Origin of the sequence: Campylobacter sp. VBCF_06 NA8, from assembly GCF_027737825.1 — a bacterium.
Taxonomy (GTDB): Bacteria; Campylobacterota; Campylobacteria; order Campylobacterales; family Campylobacteraceae; genus Campylobacter_B.
Genome location: NZ_JAOVUB010000001.1, coordinates 211789 through 232462, shown reverse-complemented (window position 1 = coordinate 232462; position 20674 = coordinate 211789). Strand labels below are relative to the sequence as shown.

The following is a 20674-nucleotide window of genomic DNA, read 5'->3' as shown; positions in this document are numbered from 1 at the left end:
CACGAGGCGAAATTTGGACAATTTTTTTCTTGATGATCGCGATCCGATTTTTGGGCTAATTGTTTTAATCAGCATTATTTTGTTAGTTAGCGTTTTAAGCTATGTTTGGGGGATTTTTCACAAAAAAAACGAAAGGACAAATTTAGAGAATTTTATCAAAAAATTTGACACCCTCGACGCGCTTAGCGACGCTCACCGCGAGCTTTTATCAAGCCCACAAATCGATCAGCCTACCCTTGGGGTGTTAGCGAATTCTTTTGTCAAAAGCGGGGATTATGAGCGAGCGATTGAAATTTATCTAATCGCGCTAAATAAAACCACAAACGGCGCACAAAGGGAGTTTGTGCTGACAAATTTAGGCATTGTATATTTTAAAGCTGGATTTATGGGCAGGGCTGAGGAGGTGTTTTTGGAGGCTTTGCGTCTGCGCCCACGCAATCAAACCGCGCTAAATCACCTAACCGTAATTTATGAGAGGCTTCGCAGGTTTGACGAGGCGTTGCAGGTTTTAGACGCACTGCAAGAACAAGGTGTAGATGTCTGGCAAGGCGCGCAATATATCAGGGCTCAAATCATAGCAAATGACGCAAACACGCCATTTAGCGAGAAAATAAGGCAAATTTTAGCCCTAAATTTCAAGGGTGCAAAGAGATTTTGCATAGAGCTTTTTATCAAAAACAAAGAGCCATTTGGCGAATTTAGCGAATTTCCAAATTTAGGCGAAGTGATTGATTTAATCTATCCGCTAAAAACAGCCGTAAATTTGAGCGATAGCGACTATAATGCGCTTTTTTACGCGCTGGGTAGAAGCGAGAAAAAACCAGAAAAACCTAGCCAAATTTTCGAAATAAACGCCCTTGTAGCGATGAAGGAAGCGGGATTTGCGGGGGCTAGTTTAGCATTTTCGTATTCGTGCGCGAAATGCAAAAGCCAGGTGGGGATATTTTCTCATCGTTGCCCTGTGTGCTACGAAATGGCTAGCGTGGGTGTTGGCGCGAAAATCTCGGAAGCAAACAATGAAATCGGTCAGACTTTTTAGCGACGGTAGTAGTCTTGGGAACCCAGGAGCTGGGGGCTGGGCGTATATTTTAGAATACAAGGGCGCTAAAAAATGCGAATGCGGCGGCAGTGCGTGCGCTACAAATAACCAAATGGAGCTAACCGCGGCGATTATGGGCTTAAAGGCGCTTAAAGAGCCGTGCGAAGTGGAGCTTATCACAGATAGTCAGTATGTGGTAAATGCGATAAATTCGTGGCTTCATAAGTGGATAAAAACGGATTTTAAAAACAAAAAAAACGAGGATTTATGGAGGGAGTATATCAGAGTGGCAAACGGCCATAAAATCACGGCCGTATGGATCAAAGGGCATGCTGGACACCCGCAAAATGAGGCTTGCGACAGCCTAGCTAGGGGCGAGGCGCAAAAATATAAAAAGGCTTAAATTTTGCAATGAGCGTTGCTAAATTTAAGAATTTTTGCAATTTTAATAAAGGAAAAAAATGCAAAATTTATCAAATTTAGAAGAAAAACTTGGTTATAAATTTAAGGATAAAGCAAGGCTTACGGTCGCGCTAACGCACAGAAGCGCCAAAAATGGCGCAAACAACGAGAGATTGGAGTTTTTGGGCGACGCGGTTATGGATTTGATAGTGGGAGAGTATTTGTTTGTGAAATTTAACTCAAACGAGGGAGATCTCAGCAAACTGCGCGCGGCACTTGTCAATGAGACGAGTTTTTCGAAATTTGCTAGGTTTTTGGGGATTGGGGCGTGTCTGAATATGTCAGCTTCCGAGGAAAAAAACGGCGGCAGGGAGAAAAACTCGCTACTTTCTGACGCTTTTGAAGCGACGATTGGCGCGCTGTATTTGGAGGTAGGGCTAGAAAAAACGGCCAAAATCGTAACCACTCTGCTAGAAAAAATTTATCCAAAGATCGAATTTAACGAACTTGTGAAGGATTATAAAACCTCGCTTCAAGAAATCACGCAGGCAAAATTCGGCGTTACGCCCGAATATCGCTTACTAGGTTCAACCGGTCCTGATCATAAAAAAAGCTTTGAAATGGCGGTTTTCGTGGGTGGCAAGGAGTTTGCTAGGGACATCGGAAACAGCAAAAAAGAGGCCGAGCAAAAGGCAGCAAAGATTGCGATTGAGATTTTAGAAAAAAATTAGGATAAAAAATGAACACACTAGGTATAAAACTCAGGCTTTCGACTTTTGGGGAGAGCCACGGCGTGGCGATTGGTGGCGTTTTAGACGGCTTTCCGGCGGGTGTGAAAATCGATACTAAATTTTTACAAGCCGAGCTAGACAGACGCAAACCGGGCGGTAAATTTGCCACTTCTCGCAAAGAAAGCGATGAGGTGCAGATTTTAAGTGGCGTTTTTGATGGGCTTAGCACGGGCGCGCCGATAGGATTTGTGATTTACAACGCAAATCAGCACTCGAAAGACTATGAAAATTTAAAAGAGCTTTTTCGCCCGGGACACGCTGATTTTGGCTATTTTGCTAAATACGGCATTAGGGATCACAGAGGCGGGGGCAGAAGCTCGGCAAGAGAAACGGCAATAAGGGTCGCAGGTGGGGCGTTTGCGCAGATGCTTTTAAATGAATTTGGCGTGAGCGTGAAAAGCGGAGTTTTAAGCGTGGGCGAAATAAAGGCTGAGAATTTAGACTTCGCAAATGCTGATAATAGCGAGATTTTCGCGCTTGATAAGGGTGTGGAGAATTCGCAAAAAGAATTAATCGCAAATTTAAAGAAAAAAGGCGAGAGCGTGGGTGCAAGTGTGCTAACAATCGCAAATGGCGTGCCAAAGGGGCTTGGAGAGCCACTTTACGCTAAGGCTGACGCGTTAATCGGCGGGGCGTTCATGGGGCTAAACGGCGTAAAAGCCGTAGAGATCGGCGACGGCGTGGAAACTTCAAGCAAATTTGGCTCACAAAATAACGATTTTATGGATAAAAATGGTTTTAAATCAAACCACGCAGGGGGCATTCTAGGCGGTATCACAACGGGAGAGCAAATCATCATAAAAACGCATTTTAAGCCGACCCCTAGCATTTTTGCCGACCAGCCGACGATTGATAAAAACGGCGATGAAACGATTTGTTCGCTTCGTGGTCGCCATGATCCTTGTATCGGAGTGCGTGGTAGTGTCGTCTGCACAGCACTTTTACGGCTAATCTTAGCTGATTTACTTTTGCTAAATGCAAGTGCAAATTTGGGGAATTTAAAGAAAATTTATGGGTAAAATTTGAGGTCGTAAATGGGAACAAAAATAAGCAAAAAAAGGAAAATTTTTAACGCTTTTTTGGTGGTTATTTTGGTATTTATAGGGATTGCGCTTTTTACACCTAGATTGCATACTGGGACGATACATCTTATTAGGTTTGCTAATAATAGCAAAAACACTAGTACTTTACCATTGCACAGTTATGAATTTTATATACGAAATTTTGAACAAAGCAAACTTACAAGTATTCTTTCAGATGAAAATAAAGAAAATTTGCTTGTAATTATAGATGCTGATGAAATAAATGGAATTATAAAAGATATAAAATGCTTTTTTAATCCAACTAGTTCTATTATCCCGTGCAAATATTATCTTTATAAACAAGACGGCAAATTTAAAAAAGTAGATTTTTCTGAATTTGTAAGACTATCGGAGCAAAATATCACACAAGTTGTCATAAAAGAAAAATCTCGCAGGTTTCAGGATTTTTAATTTTCGTTAAAATTCTAAATTTTAAGGACAAACTATGAAAACTCTACCAAACTGGGACGAAATTTTCCCCTTAAAATCGGGGCTAGAAAGCGTAACTTACATTAAGCCTACTATTAAAAATAAAAATATAATCGTGGGCGAATTTAGCTACTATGCTGGGCAGGATTTTGAGAGGCAGGTTACACACCATTATGATTTCATCGGCGACAGGCTAATCATCGGCAAATTTTGTCAAATAGGTTTTGGGGTGGAGTTTATGATGAACGGCGCAAACCACGCTATGGGCGGTGTTAGCACATTTCCGTTTTATATTTTTAAAGGCTTTTCGCAAGACGCTCCAAGCCTTGATAAACTGCCGATTAAAGGCGACACGGTGGTCGGAAACGATGTGTGGATAGGGCAACGCTCGCTTATCTTGCCGGGAGCTAAAATCGGTGATGGCGTGATAATCGGCGCTAGTAGCGTAGTGGGCGGCGAAATACCGCCGTATAGCATAGTCGCCGGAAACCCTGCACGACTAGTGCGAAAACGCTTCGATGATGAGATGATAAATTTGCTTTTAACTCTTAAATGGTGGGATAAAAGCGTGGAAGAAATAGAGAATTTAACGGGGATTTTATCGAGTGATGATTTGCAAAAAGTGAAAGAAAAAATCAAAGAAATGCTTGGAAAAACCGAATAAATTTAATGAAATTTGATTGAAATTTAGCGGTGCAAATTTCAATCAAAACCAAATTTTAAATCTCGCCTTTTAAAATTTTAACTATTGTGCGAGGCAGTATTTCATGCTCGATTTCGTGGATTTTGGCTTCCCACTCATCGCGCGTTTTGCCCTCTCTGGCAAAAGCCTCTTGGGCTATGATTTTGCCCCCGTCTAGCTCCGCGCTGACTAGGTGCACGCTCACACCGCCTACTTGCATATCGCTTGCAAAGCTCTCGTCGATTGCGTGCGCGCCCTTGAAAAGTGGCAAAAGTGACGGATGCAGGTTGATCGCCCTGATTTGCTCGCAAAATACCGGCGTAAGAACTCTCATAAAACCCGCTAGCACAGTTAGCTCGGCGCCACTTTTTTTGATAACTTCTACTACTTTTGCGTCAAATTCCTCTCTACTAACAAACGCTTTATGATCAATAACAACGCTTGTTAGTCCGTATTTTTCGGCTTTTTGGATACCTAACGCGTTAGGTTTGTTAGTTAGTGTTAGCACGACTTCGATTTTAATATCGCCAAAAATTTTGCCATGAAGCTTTTCTAAAATCGCCTCTAAATTACTTCCGCTGCCGCTAAAAAGCACGGCTATTTTTTTCGTAACCATTTTATCTCCTCGATGATGTCAAATGGATTTAGTGAATATGAGTTTTTCCTAAAATTTCGCCCAGCTAAGGCATGGGCCAAAACGCCATTTATCGCGGCTTCGCGCGAGCTATAACCTTGGGCTAAAAGCCCTGTGATGAGACCAGATAGCACATCGCCACTGCCTGCCTTGGCTAACGCGCTAACTCCCCTCTCGCACACGAAAAGCTCGCCACGATGCGCTATAATGGTGTTTGCGCCTTTTAGCACGAGCACGGATTTGGTAGCAAGCGAAAATTTTCGTGCTAAGGCAAAGCGATCTTTTTGCACTTCGCCCACGCTTAAATTTGCGATTTTTGCCAAACTTAGCAAGGCGGCAAATTCCTTCGGGTGTGGCGTGATAACGGCGTTTTCGTTAGTTTGCAAAATTTCAATGATTGCTTCATTGTAGCACAAATCCGCGTCGATGACGCAAGGCGTGTTAGCTAGGATTTGTGTGTCAAATTTCGCCCCTCCTAGCCCCATACCAGCCCCGATTGCGCTAGCGCCCAAAAACGAATTTTTGCGCATTAAAATTGGATTTAGATTTTTTACCTTGCCTACGACGCTTACCAACCCTGCGCCGATTGCATGCGCGCTAAGGGCGGCGATTTGGGCTGCGCCACTCATTTCGCCAGAGGCGATAAAGGCATGGCCAAATTCGCCTTTGTTTGTGTTTTTTTTCTTTCGAAATGGCAGGCGTAAATCAGATTTTTCTAGCAAAAACATATCGCTAGATTGTTCAAATTTTACTCTGCTAATACCTAAATTTGCTAGCTTAATCTTGCCTACAAAATCCTTGGCTAAATCGCTAAATAGGGCGATTTTAAGCGCTCCCATGCACACCGTGTAATCCGCCTCGAACGCCATAGGTCTTGGCACGCCAGCCAAATCAATTCCGCTTGGGATATCAATGGCGATTTTTAGGGCTTTGGCATGGTTTGCTCGCCCTAGTATCTCGCATACTTTCTCGTCCATATCGCGCGATAAACCGCTTCCAAAAACGCCGTCGATTATGCAATCAAATTTGAAATTTTCCAAATTTTGACTAAATTTCACGCCGACTTTTTTGGCAATTTCGTTTTGAAATTTAAACGCTTCGTTTTTTGGCTCGCCAAAGATTAAAAACGCCTCGCACAAATAATCCCCGCTTAGCCTGCGAAGCACGCAAATAGCGTCGTTTGCGTTATTTCCTGCCCCACATAGGGCTAAAATTTTTGCCCCCTTTTTCAGCTTTTTGCGGATTAGAATTTCTACGCCACTAGCGGCGTTTTCCATTAAAATTTTCTCATCAATGCCTAAATTTTGGCTTGCGTTTTTGTCAAATTCGGCTGTGCTAAAATACAAATTTTTCATATCTCGCTCCTAGTTCGAAAGCTTAGAGCTTCGAGTAAATGGGCCTTTGCGATGACCTCGCTATCGCTTAGATCGGCAATACTTCGCGCTACTTTTTTGGTTTTTATAATCCCTCTTTGGCTTAGATTATACCTGCTAATCGCGCTTTCTAGGATATTTTGCGCGCTTGATTCCAAAACGCAAAACTTCTCCACATCCTTATCGCTTAATTTCGCGTTTAGCTCGCTTTGCTGCCTTAGTTTTTGCGCGCGAAAGGCGCACACCACCCTCTCATACATCTCCTCGCTAGATATGCTAGATCTATCGTCCTTACTGACCTCGTCCATAGCCACATACAGATCAATCCTATCAAGCAGTGGCCCAGAAATCACGCTTTTGTATTTTTTGATTTCGTTTGCCGAGCATGAGCATGAGGTCGATTGCGAAAACAAATGTCCGCACGGGCAGGGGTTTTGCGCTGCGACAAAGATAAATTTCGTCTCATACTCGGTTTTGGAATTTACCCGTGATATTAAAATTTTATTATCTTCGAGCGGTTCTCGCAGGCTTTCTAAAATTTGCTTTCCAAAGTGCGGAAGCTCATCGAAAAACAGCTCGCCGCCGTTTGCCAAAGCCACTTCGCCGATACGCGCTCCAAGCGAACCACCGCCGAAAATCGAGCTTCTAGTGCTTGTGTGATGAGGCGAACGAAAGGCTCTGAGTGCGCTAAAATCGACATTTTTATTATTTAATGACTCATAAGCGCACGAAAGCAAAATCTCACTCACGCTTTGAGGTGGCAAAATTTGGGCTATGCGTTTAGCGCACATTGATTTGCCACACCCTGGACTGCCCTCAAAGAGTATATTATGCATACCACTAGCGGCGATTAGGCTCGCTCTTTTGGCTCTTTCTTGGCCTTTTATGTCTTTGAAATTTAGGGTGAAATTTCGGTTTGGGACATAAATTTCATCGCCGATTTTGATAACATCTTTGAAAATCGGGTGAGTTTCGCTCATAAGGCAGGTTGCAGCAAATTCATCATCGCTAAAAAATCTAATCGCTTCTGCTAAATTTTCGACCGCATAAACCTCGTAATTTGGGATTGTGCAGGCGCGAAGCGCGATTTCTTTTGGGACTAAAATTTTAGCATTTTTCACATGCGCGCTTAAAAACAGCAGTGTCGAAAACAAAGAGGCTGTGGATTTAAGCGCCCCGTCAAGTCCAAGCTCGCCAAATACGAAAAAATCGTCCCCGAAGCTCTCTTTTTGCAAAGCGATTAAAAGCGCGATTGCAAGGTCGAAGTGCGAGCCGTTTTTGGGCACATCAGAGGGAGAGAGATTTATAATGATTTTAGAGGCTGGGAATTTGAAATTTAGGCTCATCAAAGCCGCTTTTACCCTGCTTTCGCTCTCTTTAATCGTAGTTCCGGCAAGTCCAACGATATTAAAGCCAGGAAGACCCCTAACAAATGTGCTTTCTACACTGACACTGATTAAAGTATCGGTAAAAACAGCGCATTTTAGAGATTTCATTTTGATTTTTCTTTTTTGTTTTTGCGGTATTCTTTGTCAAATTTTTTGCGGTTGTTGTAGCCTATGCGCTCGATAAAAAGGTGCCCGTCTAGGTGGTCTAGCTCGTGTTGGATACAAACAGCCAAAAGCTCATCGGCGCTTAGCTCGTGTTTTTCGCCATTTCTATCTTGGTAATTTAGCGTGATTTTGCGCGCTCTTTTGACCTCTTCGTAGTATCCTGGCACGCTAAGGCAGCCTTCTTGGTAGATGATTTCATCTTCTTTTTGTGTGATTACGGGATTTATGAGTTCGAGCAAATCGGCTTTGTCTTGCACGCCCTCTTCGTTGGCTAAATTTATCACAACGGCTCTGATTGGATTAGCCACTTGGATAGCAGCTAGTCCAATGCCGTTTTTGCTTATCATGGTTTCATACATATCGTCTAAAAATTTCGCCAGTTCATCGTCAAATTCGACGACCTCTTTGGAGCGAACATGGAGTTTTTTGTTCGGATATGTAAGAATTTCTAAAACCATTATTTAAAGCTCTTTTCCAATACCTTGTCGATTAGTCCATACTCGCTGGCCTCTTTCGCGCTCATGAAAAAATCTCTCTCGCAGTCTTTTTCGATATCGCTTAAATTTTTGCCTGTGTTTTGGGCTAAAATTTGATTTAGTTGCGATTTCATACGCAAAATTTCTTTTGCTTGGATTTCGATATCAGTGGCTTGGCCTTGTGCTCCGCCGAGAGGTTGGTGAATCATAATGCGCGCATTTGGCAAAGCATATCGTTTGCCCTTGGTGCCACAACTAAGCAAAAATGCGCCCATTGAAGCAGCCTGACCTATGCAGATCGTGCTGACATCTGGTTTGATGTAATTCATAGTATCATAAATGCTAAATCCGCTCGTAACCACGCCACCAGGGCTGTTGATATACATATAGATATCTTTATCTGGATCTTCTGCCTCTAAAAATAGCAGTTGGGCTACGATTGCGCTGGCTACATCGTCGTTGATTTCGCCACTTAGCATTACAATGCGATCTTTAAGCAAGCGAGAGTAGATATCATAACTTCTCTCGCCTCTGCTTGTTTGCTCGATTACATAAGGTAAAAACATTATTCGCCTTCTTTGTCGTCTTTGTTTTTGCTAAAAATATTGTTGAAAAGTTTTTCCTCGATTAGCGCCATTTTAACAGCTGGCAAAACGCCTCTTTTGCGATATTCTTCAAGGTGAGCTTTCGGATCTAGTCCATTTGAGTAAGCTTCGAAGTAAATAGCTTGGATTAGCTCTTGATCGCTTACATCAATACCGCGTTTTTTAGCCAAAGCGTCGATCAAAAATGTGATTTTTACGCTTTTTTCAGCGCCGGCTCTAAATTCATCGCGTTTTTTCTCGATTGCTTTTTGATCTTTTTTAAATTCTTCGATTGTAGCCTCATCAAATGAACGCCAAGCGTTGTTGAATTGTAAATTTATCTCTTGCTCGACGATTGATTTTGGCAAATCAAAGTTAAATTTCTCAGCCAAAGCATCAGCCATTTTTGGTTTTAACTCTTCTTCGATTTTTTTGCGAAGTTTGTCGTTTTTAAGCTGTTCTTTAATCGTGCTTTCAACCTTTTCTTTTGTAGGTTTTTCCTCGCCTGGAAGTATGCGTTTTAGCATATCCTCATCAAGCTCAGTAGCTGGTTTTTTGCACTGAATTTCATGTAGTTTTACTTTAAAAATCGCGTCTTTTCCAGCAAGGTGTTTCGCGCCGTATTCAGCTGGGAATTTCACGCTTACATCGCGCTCCTCGCCGACTTTTAAACCAATCATACCATCCTCGAAACCTGGGATAAATTGATTTGAGCCGATTTCAAGCACATAATCTTTTGCTTCGCCACCCTCGAAAGCCTCGTTATCAACGAAACCTTTGAAGTCAAATTTGGCGAAATCGCCCTTTTCAAGCTCTGTTTTGTCTGATTTTTCTAGTGGAGCGACCATTAGTAAAATTTTATTTATCTCGTCCTCAATCTCTTTTTTGGTTACGCGAGGTGTCGAAAACTCAGGGATTAGCTCCTCGTATCCGTCGATATTGACCTCTGGGCGGAAAGAAATTTCCATCTCTACATCGATATTTCCGTCTTTTTCATCGTATTTAGAAAAAATTGGCTCGCCGATTACTTCATCAGCTTTTTTATTTACGCTTTTGATTGATTCGTCGATGATATTTTTAAAAATCTCTTGTTTTGCGTCTTGTTCTAACTGCACGCCGTATCGTTTCATCACGACTGCTACTGGGACTTTGCCCTTTCTGAAACCGTCGATTTTAAGGTTTTTGGCGGCTTTTTTAGCAAGATCATCTACTTTTTTAGCGATAGTGTCTGCATCGATTTTTGTGCTTGCTACTGCGTTAGCAGAGTTTGTTAGCTTTGCATTGATTTCCATAAATTTCCTTTTAAAAAATTTTAAAATTAAAGCGCAGAATATACCAAAATTTTGCTTAATAATTTTAAAATTTGGCAAATTTTATTGTTTGGGGCTAAATTTTGCTTTTAAATTTTAGCGTTATAAAAGGGGAGTTTAAGTAATATGCGCGAAAAATTTTAAAGGAAAAATATGGACGAAAAAAGCAGGGAAGAATTCGCTTCTTGTGTCGCTAAAATGCTAACTCTACTTGGCGAAAATCCTGAGCGCGAAGGGTTAATAAAAACGCCAATGCGTGTGGCAAAAGCGTATGAATTTCTTACTAGCGGATACGAGCAAGACCCCAAAGATGTGCTAAATGACGCGCTTTTTGAGAGCTCAAATAATGAAATGGTGCTTATTAAGGATATTGAATTTTACAGCCTTTGCGAACACCACCTTTTGCCTATTATCGGGCGGGCGCATGTGGCGTATATACCTAATAAAAAGGTCGTTGGACTATCCAAAATTCCGCGTATGGTAAATATTTTCGCGCGAAGATTGCAAATACAAGAACAACTCACAGAACAAATCGCAAATGCGCTCCAAGAGGTCATCAAGCCCCTTGGCGTGGGCGTCGTAATCCAAGCCCGCCACATGTGTATGGAAATGCGTGGCGTGCAAAAAATCAACTCCACCACGACAACCTCGGCTTTGCGTGGGCTATTTATCAGCCGAAACGACACCAGAAAAGAGTTTTTTGATTTGATAAATTCGCCAAAAACATTTGGATTTTAGCGTTGGTAAGTTAAGGTGAAATTTAGTCTAATGATTATATTATCAAACTAGCTTTCAAAAGATTAAATATATCTCATTAATAAAAATTTAAGAAAGGAAATTTATGGAGCGTGTTTATTTAGACAATAACGCTACAACTATGGTTGATCCCGAAGTTTTCGAGGCGATGAAGCCGTATTTTTGCGACAAATTTGGAAACCCAAATTCACTTCATAGCTTCGGTAGCGAAACCCACCCGGCTCTAAGACGGGCTATGGACGAGCTATACGAGGGGATCGGCGCAGCAGACGCGGACGATATCGTCATCACTAGCTGTGCGACAGAGAGCAACAACTGGGTTTTAAAAGGGATTTATTACGACAAAATTTTATCAGGCGAAAAGGACAATATCATAATCAGCTCTGTCGAGCACCCAGCTATCAGCGCGACCTGTGAGTTTTTGGAGCGAGTGTGCGGGGTAAAAATCATCAGGCTAGGCGTGGATAGCAACGGCTTAATCAGCCTAGATGAACTAAGAGAGAAAATCAACGACAAAACAGCTCTTGTTAGCGTAATGTGGGCAAACAACGAAACAGGCACAATTTTCCCTGTAAAGCAAATCGCAGATATCGCGCACGAATTTGGCGCACTTTATCACACAGATGCTGTGCAAGCAATGGGAAAAATCCCTGTAAATGTGCGCGCAGCAGGCGTGGATTTTTTAAGCCTTTCTGGGCATAAATTTCACGCTCCAAAGGGCGTGGGCGCGCTATATATCAAAGATAGCAAACCACTTACTAGCCTGCTTCACGGTGGCGAACATATGGGTGGGCGCAGATCTGGCACGCTAAATGTCGCTAGTATAGTAGGACTTGGCAAGGCAATGGAGTTAGCGAATAAATTTATGGCTTTTGAAAATTCGCATGTCAAAAGGCTACGCGATAAATTAGAGGACGCTTTGCTTGAAATTCCACATGTCTATGTCGTGGGAGAGCGCGAAATTCGCGTGCCAAATACGATTTTAGCTTCGATTCAAGGTGTAGAGGGCGAGGCTATGCTTTGGGATTTAAACAAAGCTGGAATCGCTGCTAGCACAGGCTCAGCATGCGCTAGCGAAGCACTAGAAAACAACCCAATTATGGAAGCAATCGGCGCAGATAAAGAGCTAGCTCACACAGCGCTTCGCTTATCTCTTTCTCGCTTTAATACAGAGGCCGAGATTGATTATGCCATAGAGCATATCAGTAAGGCAATCACTAGACTTCGCGGGATTTCTAGCACATTTGCTTACGCCCCACAAGGTTATCAAAAATAAGGATTTAAAATGGCAAAAAACGATTTAATAAATGGTTCGATTTGGGAGCAATACTCAAACAAGGTTCAAGATCGCATGAACAACCCTAAATTTATGGGCGAAATCACAGAAGAAGAAGCCGCTGCGCGCGGTGTGAAGCTAATCGTGGCTGATTTTGGCGCAGAGAGCTGTGGGGACGCTGTGAGATTATACTGGCTCATCGACCCTGCCACTGACATTATCATCGACGCTAAATTTAAAAGCTTTGGCTGTGGCACGGCAATCGCTAGTAGCGACACTATGGCAGCGCTTTGTATCGGCAAAACCGTCGATCAAGCTGTAAAGATTACAAATTTAGATGTCGAGCGCGATATGCGCGACACCCCTGACGAGCCGGCTGTCCCACCACAAAAAATGCACTGCTCGGTAATGGCGTATGATGTCATCAAAGCAGCTGCGGCAAAATACAAAGGCATAGATCCTGAGCATTTCGAAGATGAGATTATCGTGTGCGAGTGCGCTAGGGTGAGCCTTGGCACGATAAAAGAGGTGATTAAGCTAAATGATTTAAAAACCGTCGAGCAAATCACACAATACACAAAGGCTGGCGCGTTTTGCAAATCTTGCATTAAGCCCGGCGGACACGAGGCTAGGGAGTATTATTTAGAGGATATTTTAAAGCAAACAAGAGAGGAAATGGAGCTAGAAAAACTCCAAGCCCAAGCCGGTGCGTGTGCTAGCTCTGGCACGGCGCCAGAGGCGAAACTAAGCTTTGAAGAGCTAAATTTAATCGGCAAATTTAAAGCGGTCGAAGCGATACTTGATAGCGATATTCGCCCAATGCTTCAAATGGACGGCGGAAATCTCGATGTCATCGACATCAAACCAAGCGATGACGGCAAAACTGACATTTATATTCGCTATTTGGGTGCGTGCTCGGGTTGCGCTAGTGGCGCAGGCGCGACGCTATATGCGATCGAGGCGGTTTTGAAGGATAATTTAAGCGAAAATATCCGCGTAATGCCGATTTGATGATATACAGGCTAAATTTGGGCTTTTGCTTCAAATTTAGCCGAATTTTAAATTTCATAAAATATAAGCAAAATTTTACCAAATCTGTCATCGCAAGGAAGTGATGCTAAATCTCATTTCTAAAATTCGGCATAGTATTATTCGCTCTGCACTAGGCTCGCTTTTAAAAGTTCGAGTTCTTTATCGCGCATGTATTTAGAATACTCGAATTTCGCCTTTATAACGGCATTTGAAAGCTCATCCGCCCTCTCATCGCGCTCTTTTTCTTTGATTCCAAATTTAGCCCTAAACTCGTCATCGGTAATAACCTTGCCCTCTTCTACCTCTTTTATCGCCTTTTTAAGGTGTTTGTTTGCCTTTTTCACCCCCTTACTCTCAAAGCCAAAAAACGACGCCTCATAGAGTATCTCAGCCATAAGCTCATAGATATTTTCTTTTGTAAATTCTAAATCTGCTACCAAAAATCCAACAATCTCGGCTTGTTTACAAAATTTATAGCTATAACCTTCTGCTTCGTTTCCTTTTTCTAAAAGCTCGTCTGTGTGTATCAAATCAAAAGTAGGCTCGCTTAAATCCTCCTCGACTATATGCTCGCAAGCAAAAAATATCGCTTCATGCTCCATTTTTTTAGGCTTGATATGGCGAAGTTTTTTGATAAATTTCCGCAGTCTCTCCTCGCCTAGCTCCCTAACCTGCGCCACGCTTAGGCTTTGCACCTTATCTAGATCGGCTAGATTGATAGGATATTTGTAAAAATACTCTTTGATTAGTCGCTCGGTTTTTAGTTTTTTGAGCCATTTTTGCACGCTTTTCATCAATTTTGCCCTCTTGATTTTTTCTCCTCTATCCCGCTGATACCCTCACGGCGTGCAAGCTCGCGCAAAATCGTCTCAGGGTGGATTCCATGATCCCCCAAAGCCACAAGCATGTGAAAAATAATATCCGCGCCCTCATAAATCGCGTCATATTCTGGCTCGCCTGCTCTATGCTCGCCAAATTGCGCGCGCTGGCTACTTGGCGCAGATTTTGCGCGGGTTAGATCTTTGCAAGCTAGCGCGAACTCGCACGCCTCTTCGGCGATTTTTTTGAGATAGCTATTTTCGCCCTTTTTATACAGGCTTGCGACATACGATTTCGCGGGGTCTGCGTTAAATTTCCTATCCAAGCAAACATGGTAAATTTCATCTAAAATATCATAAGGCGAAATTTTGCGAGCAGTTTTGGGCGCAGTGTTTTCATAGCCCAAATTTTGCGAATTTTGCTCCGAATTTTGCGCCAAATTTGCTAAATTCTCGCCAAATTTTACTTCGTTAAAAAAACAGCTTTTCGCCCCCGTATGGCACGCCACACCGCCCTTTTGCTCGACTTTGAGTAGTAGCGTATCATTATCGCAGTCTAAAAACGCAGATTTTATGATTTGCTCATTTCCGCTTGCTTCGCCCTTTTTCCAAATGCGATTTTTCGTGCGCGAAAAATAGTGCGCCAGCCCCGTTTCTAGCGAGAGAGCAAGCGCCTCTTCGTTCATATAGCCAAGCATCAAAACAGCCCCGTCGCTGTAATCTTGCACCACCACTGGGAGCAAGCCAGCGACCTTTTGCCAATCAACCTTAATCATAAAATCTCCGTTTTTGATAAATTTGCGCGATTTTGCAATCCTAGAAAAGGATTGCAAAATTTATTATTCGCTAATCGCCGATTGTTGCGGTTTGTTTTTGGTATCAACCCAGATATTTGGCACCGCACCGCCTGGGGTTAGGAAAATCTGCGCGTCTTTGTTTTCACGCAAAGCCTCGTTGAATTTCGCCTGAGTTTCGATTTGCTTTAAATTTAGCAAATTTTGATTTAGGCTTTTTGCTATTTCAGTGTTTGCATACGCCTGCGCGTCAGCCTCGATTTTTACAGCGTCTGCCTTACCTTGCGCTTCGATTTTTACAGCATCAGCGTTACCTTTGGCAAGGGCCGCTTTTTTAAGAGCCTCTTGGTTAGCGCGCTCGACCTCGTATTTGGTGCGCTCTGCCTCTTGTTTAGCGATTTGCACGCGCTCGATTTGCTCTTTGATTTTTGGCGGTAGGATTATCTCGCGAAGTTGCACAGCTCTTAGCTCCACAGGCGAATTTGAAAGCGCGTCGATATTCGAGCGGATTCCTTGATCGATCGCCTTAGCGATTTCCTCGCGTTTGGTCGGAAGCTCCTCAGCTGGGTAGTTTCCGATGACGCTACGCACGACATCTTTAACGCGAGGATCGATGATTTTATCCTCCCATAAAAGCCCCCACTCCGCAATCGTCGCAGGCGCGGTGCTTTCGTTTAGTTTATACTGCACAGTGATATCCACGCTTACTGGCAGGTTGCGAGAGTCTAGCACTGAAAGCGAGTTTTTGCGGATGATTCCGCCGATACTTCCGCCACTTGCCCTGCTTGTAGCCATATCCTCGTTGCTAGTGTAGTTGATGATTCTCACGCGCGTATCAATCACAAAAATATCTTGGATAAACGGCACGAAAAAGTGGATTCCAGCACCTAGTGGTGTTGGGTCATATTTTCCCAAATTTGATTTAACTCCAACCTCGCCAGATTGGATTGTCACAAACGGTTTTGCAATAATAAAAAGCGCGATAATAGCGATTAAAAAGTAGAAAAAACCGCCGAATTTAAAGCCGCCTAAATTCTGCAAATTTGGCCCCTTAAAGCTAAATCCACCATTTTCGTTGCCACCATTTTTTTTATTTTTGTTGAAATAATCATTTAAATCTGCCGGCATAATTATCCTTATTTGATATATGTGAGCCAGTGCTCAAATTTAGGGTCTTTGCCAGTAACGACCGCGAAATACGCTTTTTGCAATTTGCTTGTGATCTCGCCCATTTCGCCCTTGCCGATAATGCGTCCGTCGATATTGCTAATCGGCGTAACCTCTGCAGCAGTGCCTGTAAAAAACGCCTCATCAGCCGCATAGACTTGATCGCGTGAAATGCGTTGGCGAAGGACTTTTATGCCCAAACTCTCGGCGATTTGGATAACTGAGTTTTGAGTGATTGACTCTAAGCTAGTATCGTTTGGCGGAGTGATTAGTGCGCCGTCTTTTACGATAAACAAGCACTCTCCCGGACCTTCTGCCACAAATCCTTGCGGATCAAGTAGTAGCGCCTCATCGTATCCAGCATCGACAGCCTCGAAGTTTGCCATTTGTGAGTTGAAATAATTTGCACTCGCTTTTGCCTTTGCCATCATTGAGTGTTGAGCAGGTTTCGCCCAAGATGAAATTTTAACCTTAATGCCCGCTCTTAGGGCTTCCTCGCCCATATACGCGCCCCATTGCCATGCAGCTACTACGGTATCGACTGGGACATCTTTTAGCGAAACACCCATAGAGCCGTATCCTAGGTAGATTAGTGGGCGGATATAGACGGTTTGATCGAAGTCATTTTTGGCTACGACATCAATTTGCGCCCGACGCAACTCATCGAAGCTATAAGGGGTTTTGATTAGGCAGAGTTTGGCTGAAACTAAAAGTCTTTTTGTGTGCTCATCAAGGCGAAAAATCGCATAACCCTTGTCTGTCTTGTAGGCTCTTACGCCCTCAAATACTGCGTTGCCATAGTGAAGCGAGTGGCTTAAAACATGCGTTGTAGCCTCAGCCCATGGGATTAGCGAGCCGTTTTTCCAAATTAAATTTGCCGGTTGAACCTTTGCCATTTTACATCCTTTTTTGAAATTTAAACCTGTGATTTTATCTAAAATTTTATAAATTTTGACTTTTCGAAATTTGGGCTTTTTTAAATTTGTTTAATCTGTCATTGCGAGCTTTCGCAGAAAGTGAAGCAATCTACGAGTTTAAAATTCCTTGCGCCAAATTCGCTGTCATTGCGAGCGAGTGTAACGAGCGAAGCAATCCAGAGAAATTTAAATTCAAAATTCTACTTAAATTTAGCATTGAATTATTTTTTAAATTTTAGGCGAAATTTAAAATTCCACAAACGAGACACCAAGGCCGATTTTATCGACACTTTTTTTATAATCCGCTAGGCTCTCAGCGTATCCACTAAAATACCTAAAATACCCATAAAGCCCGCTGTTAAAGAGTGGAAATATAAAATCAAGCTCGATTGCACCGCGATTTTGCGAGTTTAAGCGCAGATTGTTGCGCCATTTAGCCATGACTTTGTGTCGCCCGAAACTATACGAAGCGCGCAAATCCCCATAGCCCATATACTCGCTAATGTCCTTGTTGCGCTGATCTAGCCCGAAAGCATACCAAAGTCTCGGCGTGATTTCAAAGCCCCCAAACCTCCACGAACTTTGCGCATAAAGATGATTTATCGAGCGCGAATCCGCCCCGTCCTTGCCGTTTGATTCGTGCAAAACGCCAAGTTTTAGCTCATCGGCAAAGCCCGGCTCCAAACTCATAAAAAGCTCTGGCTTGTAGTTATTTTCCCTAAATGGCGCGCTATCAGCGGTGATTTGCCACCACGAATTTTGTGTGTAAGCAAAGGAAATTTTCTCGCCAAAGCCAAAATAATCATAGCTTATAGGCCGTTCGAAACTAAACGCAAAGTGCGCTTCATTGGGGCTACGACCCTCTTTTTTATGGTGATCGTGAGTAAAGAGAGCATAAATTGGCTCGTAATATTTAATGCCCAAAAATTCGCTAAAATTTTGATTTTTGCTTGGTTTTGGCGTAGAATTCAAGTCTAAATTCGCTAAATTTTGCTTTTTCGGATACTGCGCCGAATTTTTGTTAGAATTTGACGCTAAATTTGGCTTTGAAATTCCGCTTGAATTTTGCGCGCTAGTGTTTGCAAGGGCTAGTTTTTTGTAATAAATCATAGCGTTTTTATAATCGCCCTTTGCCTCAAAATCCCTAGCTTTCGCCAAAATTTCGCCATCATCTGCGCACAAAACACTAACTAGCGCCAAAAATAAAATTTTAGTTTTCAACTTTTTCTAAATCGCTTTCGTAATTGATATTTAAAAACTGCGCTTTGTCTTTAAATTTTAAAATTTCACTATCGCAAGAAGTAATAAATTCGCCGATTTTATGGTTGTTTTCGCGGTAAAATTTCAGCGCACGCTCCGCCAAATCCCCGCTAAAAAATCCGCATAAATTATGCGTTTTTTCGCCATCGCTTGCAAGCGAAATCTCAGCCCTACTCTCCCAAAGCGCGCGGATTGCCTCCTCGCTCACAAATGGCGTATCAGCAGGCACGATGAAAACCCTTTCCCCAGCAAACCCCTTTAACGCCGAATACAGCGCGCCCATAGGCGAAAAATCCTCGAAATCATCTTTTATCAAAGGAAGCGGGGGGCTAAATTTTTGCGATTTTGCGCAGACAAAAACCTGCGAAAAAATGCGCGAATACCTTTTAAAACAAAAATGCGTCATGCTAGGCTCGCCCAAAAATGGCTCTACTGCCTTATCTCTGCCAAAGCGAGAGCTTTTGCCACCGCACAAAATCACGCAAATTCTAGGCTCGCCCAAGCCTATCCTTCTTGCATATATTTTGCCTTGCCAAGCGCGTTATTTCCGATGAAATGATACAGGCTTGGGGCTTGGAGTTTGGCTAGTTTTGGGTATTTTTGCCTTAGTGTTTTCCAGATATCATAGACCCTCATGCCGCTTTTATACAAGCTCATAATCTCGTCGAAATGCTCATCATACAGGCTTGGTTTTTTAAGAAGCGAGATTTTGCGCCCCATATCGAGTTTGGCGTTGGTTTCGATAAACTCATGGATTTGCGCCTCTGTGATTTTAGTAAAATCCTCAGGGTATTTTTCCCTCATTACTCGCAAAATGTCTTTGTCAGAAATGCCCTTGAAATGGAGCTTTTTAAGCTCAAATTTATACGCTTGCAAAAGCTCGTTTTTGCTCTTTGCGATTGCGCGAATTTTGTTTTTTTCGTCCTTACAATTCGTAGCTATGAAGTGCGTTAGCCCCGAAGCGCTCACAGATTTTTTAAACTCCGCGTCCTTCTCGCCGATATGGGCTAAAATCGCTTTGACTGTGTATCCCCTTGAAACCAGCTCCTCGATATCTTTCGCGTATGGAGCATAGTCGAATTTCGCGCGCGAAAACCCAGTTTGCGCGGTGATTTTTTTGTAAATTTTCGTATATTGCGACTTGTTAATATAATTTTTTTTCAGGGCTTTTCGAAGCTCTGCGCTAATCGCGCTAAAATCATCATACGACGCAATACTTGTAATCAAATCAGATTCATTTACGACACTGCCATCTACTACAACAATACTTACAACCTTCATACCGCCCTCCTTAAAATTTGTCCTAAAAGCCTTTTGCTTTTAAGTGAAAGATTATACTACTTTTATAGCAAATAAAGGGCAAAATTTTGGATTTTTTTAAATTTTAATAATTAAGAATTTATCTGTATAATTTCGCAAAATTTCAAATTTAAGGCAGGATTATGATAGAGGTTTGGAAGCTGACAAAACGCCATGTAGATGAGCCAGAGCGTGCTCCAAAATTTAGAGATATCACCATTTTTACGAGCCTTGGGCATGGGGTTGGCACGATTGATTTTAGCGAGAAGATTTGCGAATTTAGCGAAAATGAGTGGGAAGAGATACTAAGCGCGGGCGATGAATACGCGAAATTTAAGCTAGGAAATATCGCTACGATAAACGAAATCGAAATTTTCCCAGAACACGCCATAAAACTTTTGCAAAGCCTTGAAAATTCGGCTTTTGGCGAGTTTTTAAAGAATTTAGATGAGGGTTATTTAACGCTTAGGAAAGTTTTTAGATGAAAAAAGCGATTTTGTGCGTAGGAAACGAGCTTCGTGGCGATGACGGCGTTGGCATAGAAGTCGGCAAAATCGCTATGCGCGAGCTTCCTGGCTGGGAGGTATTTTTTGGCGGGGACATGCCAGAAAACGAATTTTCCAAAATCAGAGCTTACGCGCCAGAAATCTTAGTCGCGGTCGATGCAATCGGCGTGATAATGGACGAAAACGCCAAATTTGAGTGCGAATTCGTGGATCTCAGCGATGATGTGAGTTATTTTTACAGCGCACACAATATCCCAGCGTGCGTGTGGATCAAATACCTGCGCGAATTTATCCCAAAAATACTATTTTTAGGCATTAAGGTTGATTTGCTAAATTTGGGCGAATTTTCCTCCACGCTCTCGCAAACAGCCAAAACTGGCGCACTTCTTGCAATCGAAAAAATCAAAGAATTAGACAAAAATTTGCAGGATTAGGCAAGGGATTTGGAGGATTGTTCTACCAAATTCCACCCCAAATTTGGTAAAATTTCTGCG

Annotated in this window: 24 protein-coding genes; 11 read left to right on the top strand and 13 right to left on the bottom strand. The window is 42.6% G+C overall.

The window, feature by feature from the left end:
• The first annotated feature begins 13 nt into the window (after nt 1-13).
• Genes OFO10_RS01350 through OFO10_RS01325 form a run of 6 tightly spaced genes read left to right on the top strand, consistent with a single transcriptional unit; the run spans nt 14 to nt 4407 of the window.
• On the top strand, nt 14-1039 hold the full coding sequence (locus tag OFO10_RS01350) for a tetratricopeptide repeat protein (protein WP_270865804.1): 1026 nt from the start codon (nt 14-16) through the stop codon (nt 1037-1039).
• Entirely contained in the window at nt 1017-1442 is a 426-nt protein-coding gene (gene rnhA, locus OFO10_RS01345) for a ribonuclease HI (RefSeq protein WP_270858494.1), read from the top strand. The genes OFO10_RS01350 and rnhA overlap by 23 nt, the downstream gene beginning before the upstream one ends.
• Before the next feature lie 58 nt (nt 1443-1500).
• A complete protein-coding gene (gene rnc / locus OFO10_RS01340) occupies nt 1501-2172 on the top strand; it encodes a ribonuclease III (RefSeq protein WP_270865803.1) in 672 nt (223 codons plus the stop codon).
• 8 nt (nt 2173-2180) lie between these two features.
• The gene (gene aroC, locus OFO10_RS01335) at nt 2181-3251 is read left to right on the top strand and encodes a chorismate synthase (protein ID WP_270865802.1); all 1071 of its coding nucleotides are present in this window, start codon (nt 2181-2183) and stop codon (nt 3249-3251) included.
• 15 nt (nt 3252-3266) lie between these two features.
• A complete protein-coding gene (locus OFO10_RS01330; RefSeq protein WP_270865801.1) occupies nt 3267-3725 on the top strand; it encodes a hypothetical protein in 459 nt (152 codons plus the stop codon).
• Between the two features lie 34 nt (nt 3726-3759).
• On the top strand, nt 3760-4407 hold the full coding sequence (locus OFO10_RS01325) for a CatB-related O-acetyltransferase (RefSeq protein ID WP_270865800.1): 648 nt from the start codon (nt 3760-3762) through the stop codon (nt 4405-4407).
• 55 nt (nt 4408-4462) lie between these two features.
• Here OFO10_RS01325 and purN read toward each other — a convergent pair whose 3' ends face one another.
• The 6 genes from purN to tig are packed head-to-tail and all read right to left on the bottom strand — an operon-like array spanning nt 4463 to nt 10337.
• Nucleotides 4463-5041 carry a phosphoribosylglycinamide formyltransferase gene (gene purN, locus OFO10_RS01320; RefSeq protein ID WP_270858489.1) on the bottom strand — a complete coding sequence of 193 codons (579 nt, stop codon included), beginning with the start codon at nt 5039-5041 and terminating at the stop codon, nt 4463-4465.
• Nucleotides 5023-6414, bottom strand: a complete 1392-nt coding sequence (locus OFO10_RS01315) for an NAD(P)H-hydrate dehydratase (RefSeq protein WP_270865799.1) — start codon at nt 6412-6414, stop codon at nt 5023-5025. Before OFO10_RS01315 ends, purN begins: the two co-directional genes overlap by 19 nt.
• Nucleotides 6411-7928 carry a YifB family Mg chelatase-like AAA ATPase gene (locus OFO10_RS01310; protein ID WP_270865798.1) on the bottom strand — a complete coding sequence of 506 codons (1518 nt, stop codon included), beginning with the start codon at nt 7926-7928 and terminating at the stop codon, nt 6411-6413. The genes OFO10_RS01315 and OFO10_RS01310 overlap by 4 nt, the downstream gene beginning before the upstream one ends.
• Nucleotides 7925-8443, bottom strand: coding sequence for a peptide deformylase (gene def, locus OFO10_RS01305; RefSeq protein WP_270865797.1), 519 nt, complete (start codon nt 8441-8443; stop codon nt 7925-7927). The genes OFO10_RS01310 and def overlap by 4 nt, the downstream gene beginning before the upstream one ends.
• On the bottom strand, nt 8443-9027 hold the full coding sequence (clpP, locus tag OFO10_RS01300; protein WP_270858485.1) for an ATP-dependent Clp endopeptidase proteolytic subunit ClpP: 585 nt from the start codon (nt 9025-9027) through the stop codon (nt 8443-8445). Before clpP ends, def begins: the two co-directional genes overlap by 1 nt.
• Nucleotides 9027-10337 carry a trigger factor gene (tig, locus tag OFO10_RS01295; protein WP_270865796.1) on the bottom strand — a complete coding sequence of 437 codons (1311 nt, stop codon included), beginning with the start codon at nt 10335-10337 and terminating at the stop codon, nt 9027-9029. Before tig ends, clpP begins: the two co-directional genes overlap by 1 nt.
• Before the next feature lie 171 nt (nt 10338-10508).
• Between tig and folE the strand changes: the two genes are divergently transcribed.
• The 3 genes from folE to OFO10_RS01280 all read left to right on the top strand — a co-directional run bounded on the left by folE (nt 10509) and on the right by OFO10_RS01280 (nt 13398).
• On the top strand, nt 10509-11093 hold the full coding sequence (gene folE, locus OFO10_RS01290) for a GTP cyclohydrolase I FolE (RefSeq protein WP_270864739.1): 585 nt from the start codon (nt 10509-10511) through the stop codon (nt 11091-11093).
• Between the two features lie 103 nt (nt 11094-11196).
• On the top strand, nt 11197-12387 hold the full coding sequence (locus OFO10_RS01285) for a NifS family cysteine desulfurase (RefSeq protein WP_270864738.1): 1191 nt from the start codon (nt 11197-11199) through the stop codon (nt 12385-12387).
• Nucleotides 12388-12396: 9 nt separating this feature from the next.
• On the top strand, nt 12397-13398 hold the full coding sequence (locus OFO10_RS01280; protein WP_270865795.1) for an iron-sulfur cluster assembly scaffold protein: 1002 nt from the start codon (nt 12397-12399) through the stop codon (nt 13396-13398).
• 137 nt (nt 13399-13535) lie between these two features.
• Here OFO10_RS01280 and OFO10_RS01275 read toward each other — a convergent pair whose 3' ends face one another.
• The 7 genes from OFO10_RS01275 to OFO10_RS01245 form a co-directional block, all read right to left on the bottom strand.
• A complete protein-coding gene (locus OFO10_RS01275; RefSeq protein WP_270865794.1) occupies nt 13536-14213 on the bottom strand; it encodes a DUF6557 family protein in 678 nt (225 codons plus the stop codon).
• Entirely contained in the window at nt 14213-15013 is an 801-nt protein-coding gene (gene hisIE / locus OFO10_RS01270) for a bifunctional phosphoribosyl-AMP cyclohydrolase/phosphoribosyl-ATP diphosphatase HisIE (protein WP_270865793.1), read from the bottom strand. The genes OFO10_RS01275 and hisIE overlap by 1 nt, the downstream gene beginning before the upstream one ends.
• Nucleotides 15014-15076: 63 nt before the next feature.
• A complete protein-coding gene (locus OFO10_RS01265; protein ID WP_270858517.1) occupies nt 15077-16159 on the bottom strand; it encodes an SPFH domain-containing protein in 1083 nt (360 codons plus the stop codon).
• 8 nt (nt 16160-16167) lie between these two features.
• A complete protein-coding gene (locus OFO10_RS01260; protein WP_270865792.1) occupies nt 16168-17094 on the bottom strand; it encodes a branched-chain amino acid transaminase in 927 nt (308 codons plus the stop codon).
• Between the two features lie 267 nt (nt 17095-17361).
• Nucleotides 17362-18336: a phospholipase A gene (locus OFO10_RS01255; RefSeq protein WP_270865791.1), complete on the bottom strand. Its 975-nt coding sequence runs from the start codon at nt 18334-18336 to the stop codon at nt 17362-17364.
• On the bottom strand, nt 18326-18877 hold the full coding sequence (gene mobA / locus OFO10_RS01250) for a molybdenum cofactor guanylyltransferase (protein ID WP_270865790.1): 552 nt from the start codon (nt 18875-18877) through the stop codon (nt 18326-18328). Before mobA ends, OFO10_RS01255 begins: the two co-directional genes overlap by 11 nt.
• A gap of 2 nt (nt 18878-18879) precedes the next feature.
• A complete protein-coding gene (locus tag OFO10_RS01245; protein WP_270865789.1) occupies nt 18880-19656 on the bottom strand; it encodes a hypothetical protein in 777 nt (258 codons plus the stop codon).
• Between the two features lie 161 nt (nt 19657-19817).
• Here OFO10_RS01245 and OFO10_RS01240 point away from each other — a divergent pair, with 161 nt between their 5' ends.
• Together OFO10_RS01240 and OFO10_RS01235 are read left to right on the top strand one after the other, a co-directional pair.
• Complete coding sequence (locus tag OFO10_RS01240; protein ID WP_270865788.1) at nt 19818-20159, top strand: formate hydrogenlyase maturation HycH family protein; 342 nt, start codon at nt 19818-19820, stop codon at nt 20157-20159.
• The gene (locus OFO10_RS01235) at nt 20156-20614 is read left to right on the top strand and encodes a hydrogenase maturation protease (protein WP_270865787.1); all 459 of its coding nucleotides are present in this window, start codon (nt 20156-20158) and stop codon (nt 20612-20614) included. Before OFO10_RS01240 ends, OFO10_RS01235 begins: the two co-directional genes overlap by 4 nt.
• The last annotated feature ends 60 nt before the right edge of the window (nt 20615-20674 follow it).

Bases quoted from the DNA above. Each gene is read 5' to 3' on its own strand.
- OFO10_RS01235 (WP_270865787.1), top strand. From the start codon at position 20,156: ATGAAAAAAGCGATTTTGTGCGTAGGAAACGAGCTTCGTGGCGATGAC.
- OFO10_RS01280 (WP_270865795.1), top strand. From the start codon at position 12,397: ATGGCAAAAAACGATTTAATAAATGGTTCGATTTGGGAGCAATACTCA.
- OFO10_RS01325 (WP_270865800.1), top strand. From the start codon at position 3,760: ATGAAAACTCTACCAAACTGGGACGAAATTTTCCCCTTAAAATCGGGG.
- OFO10_RS01240 (WP_270865788.1), top strand. From the start codon at position 19,818: ATGATAGAGGTTTGGAAGCTGACAAAACGCCATGTAGATGAGCCAGAG.
- clpP (WP_270858485.1), bottom strand. From the start codon at position 9,027: ATGTTTTTACCTTATGTAATCGAGCAAACAAGCAGAGGCGAGAGAAGT.
- OFO10_RS01265 (WP_270858517.1), bottom strand. From the start codon at position 16,159: ATGCCGGCAGATTTAAATGATTATTTCAACAAAAATAAAAAAAATGGT.
- OFO10_RS01330 (WP_270865801.1), top strand. From the start codon at position 3,267: ATGGGAACAAAAATAAGCAAAAAAAGGAAAATTTTTAACGCTTTTTTG.
- OFO10_RS01285 (WP_270864738.1), top strand. From the start codon at position 11,197: ATGGAGCGTGTTTATTTAGACAATAACGCTACAACTATGGTTGATCCC.
- OFO10_RS01275 (WP_270865794.1), bottom strand. From the start codon at position 14,213: ATGAAAAGCGTGCAAAAATGGCTCAAAAAACTAAAAACCGAGCGACTA.
- folE (WP_270864739.1), top strand. From the start codon at position 10,509: ATGGACGAAAAAAGCAGGGAAGAATTCGCTTCTTGTGTCGCTAAAATG.
- rnc (WP_270865803.1), top strand. From the start codon at position 1,501: ATGCAAAATTTATCAAATTTAGAAGAAAAACTTGGTTATAAATTTAAG.
- tig (WP_270865796.1), bottom strand. From the start codon at position 10,337: ATGGAAATCAATGCAAAGCTAACAAACTCTGCTAACGCAGTAGCAAGC.
- OFO10_RS01245 (WP_270865789.1), bottom strand. From the start codon at position 19,656: ATGAAGGTTGTAAGTATTGTTGTAGTAGATGGCAGTGTCGTAAATGAA.
- aroC (WP_270865802.1), top strand. From the start codon at position 2,181: ATGAACACACTAGGTATAAAACTCAGGCTTTCGACTTTTGGGGAGAGC.
- rnhA (WP_270858494.1), top strand. From the start codon at position 1,017: ATGAAATCGGTCAGACTTTTTAGCGACGGTAGTAGTCTTGGGAACCCA.
- purN (WP_270858489.1), bottom strand. From the start codon at position 5,041: ATGGTTACGAAAAAAATAGCCGTGCTTTTTAGCGGCAGCGGAAGTAAT.
- hisIE (WP_270865793.1), bottom strand. From the start codon at position 15,013: ATGATTAAGGTTGATTGGCAAAAGGTCGCTGGCTTGCTCCCAGTGGTG.
- OFO10_RS01315 (WP_270865799.1), bottom strand. From the start codon at position 6,414: ATGAAAAATTTGTATTTTAGCACAGCCGAATTTGACAAAAACGCAAGC.
- def (WP_270865797.1), bottom strand. From the start codon at position 8,443: ATGGTTTTAGAAATTCTTACATATCCGAACAAAAAACTCCATGTTCGC.
- OFO10_RS01260 (WP_270865792.1), bottom strand. From the start codon at position 17,094: ATGGCAAAGGTTCAACCGGCAAATTTAATTTGGAAAAACGGCTCGCTA.
- OFO10_RS01310 (WP_270865798.1), bottom strand. From the start codon at position 7,928: ATGAAATCTCTAAAATGCGCTGTTTTTACCGATACTTTAATCAGTGTC.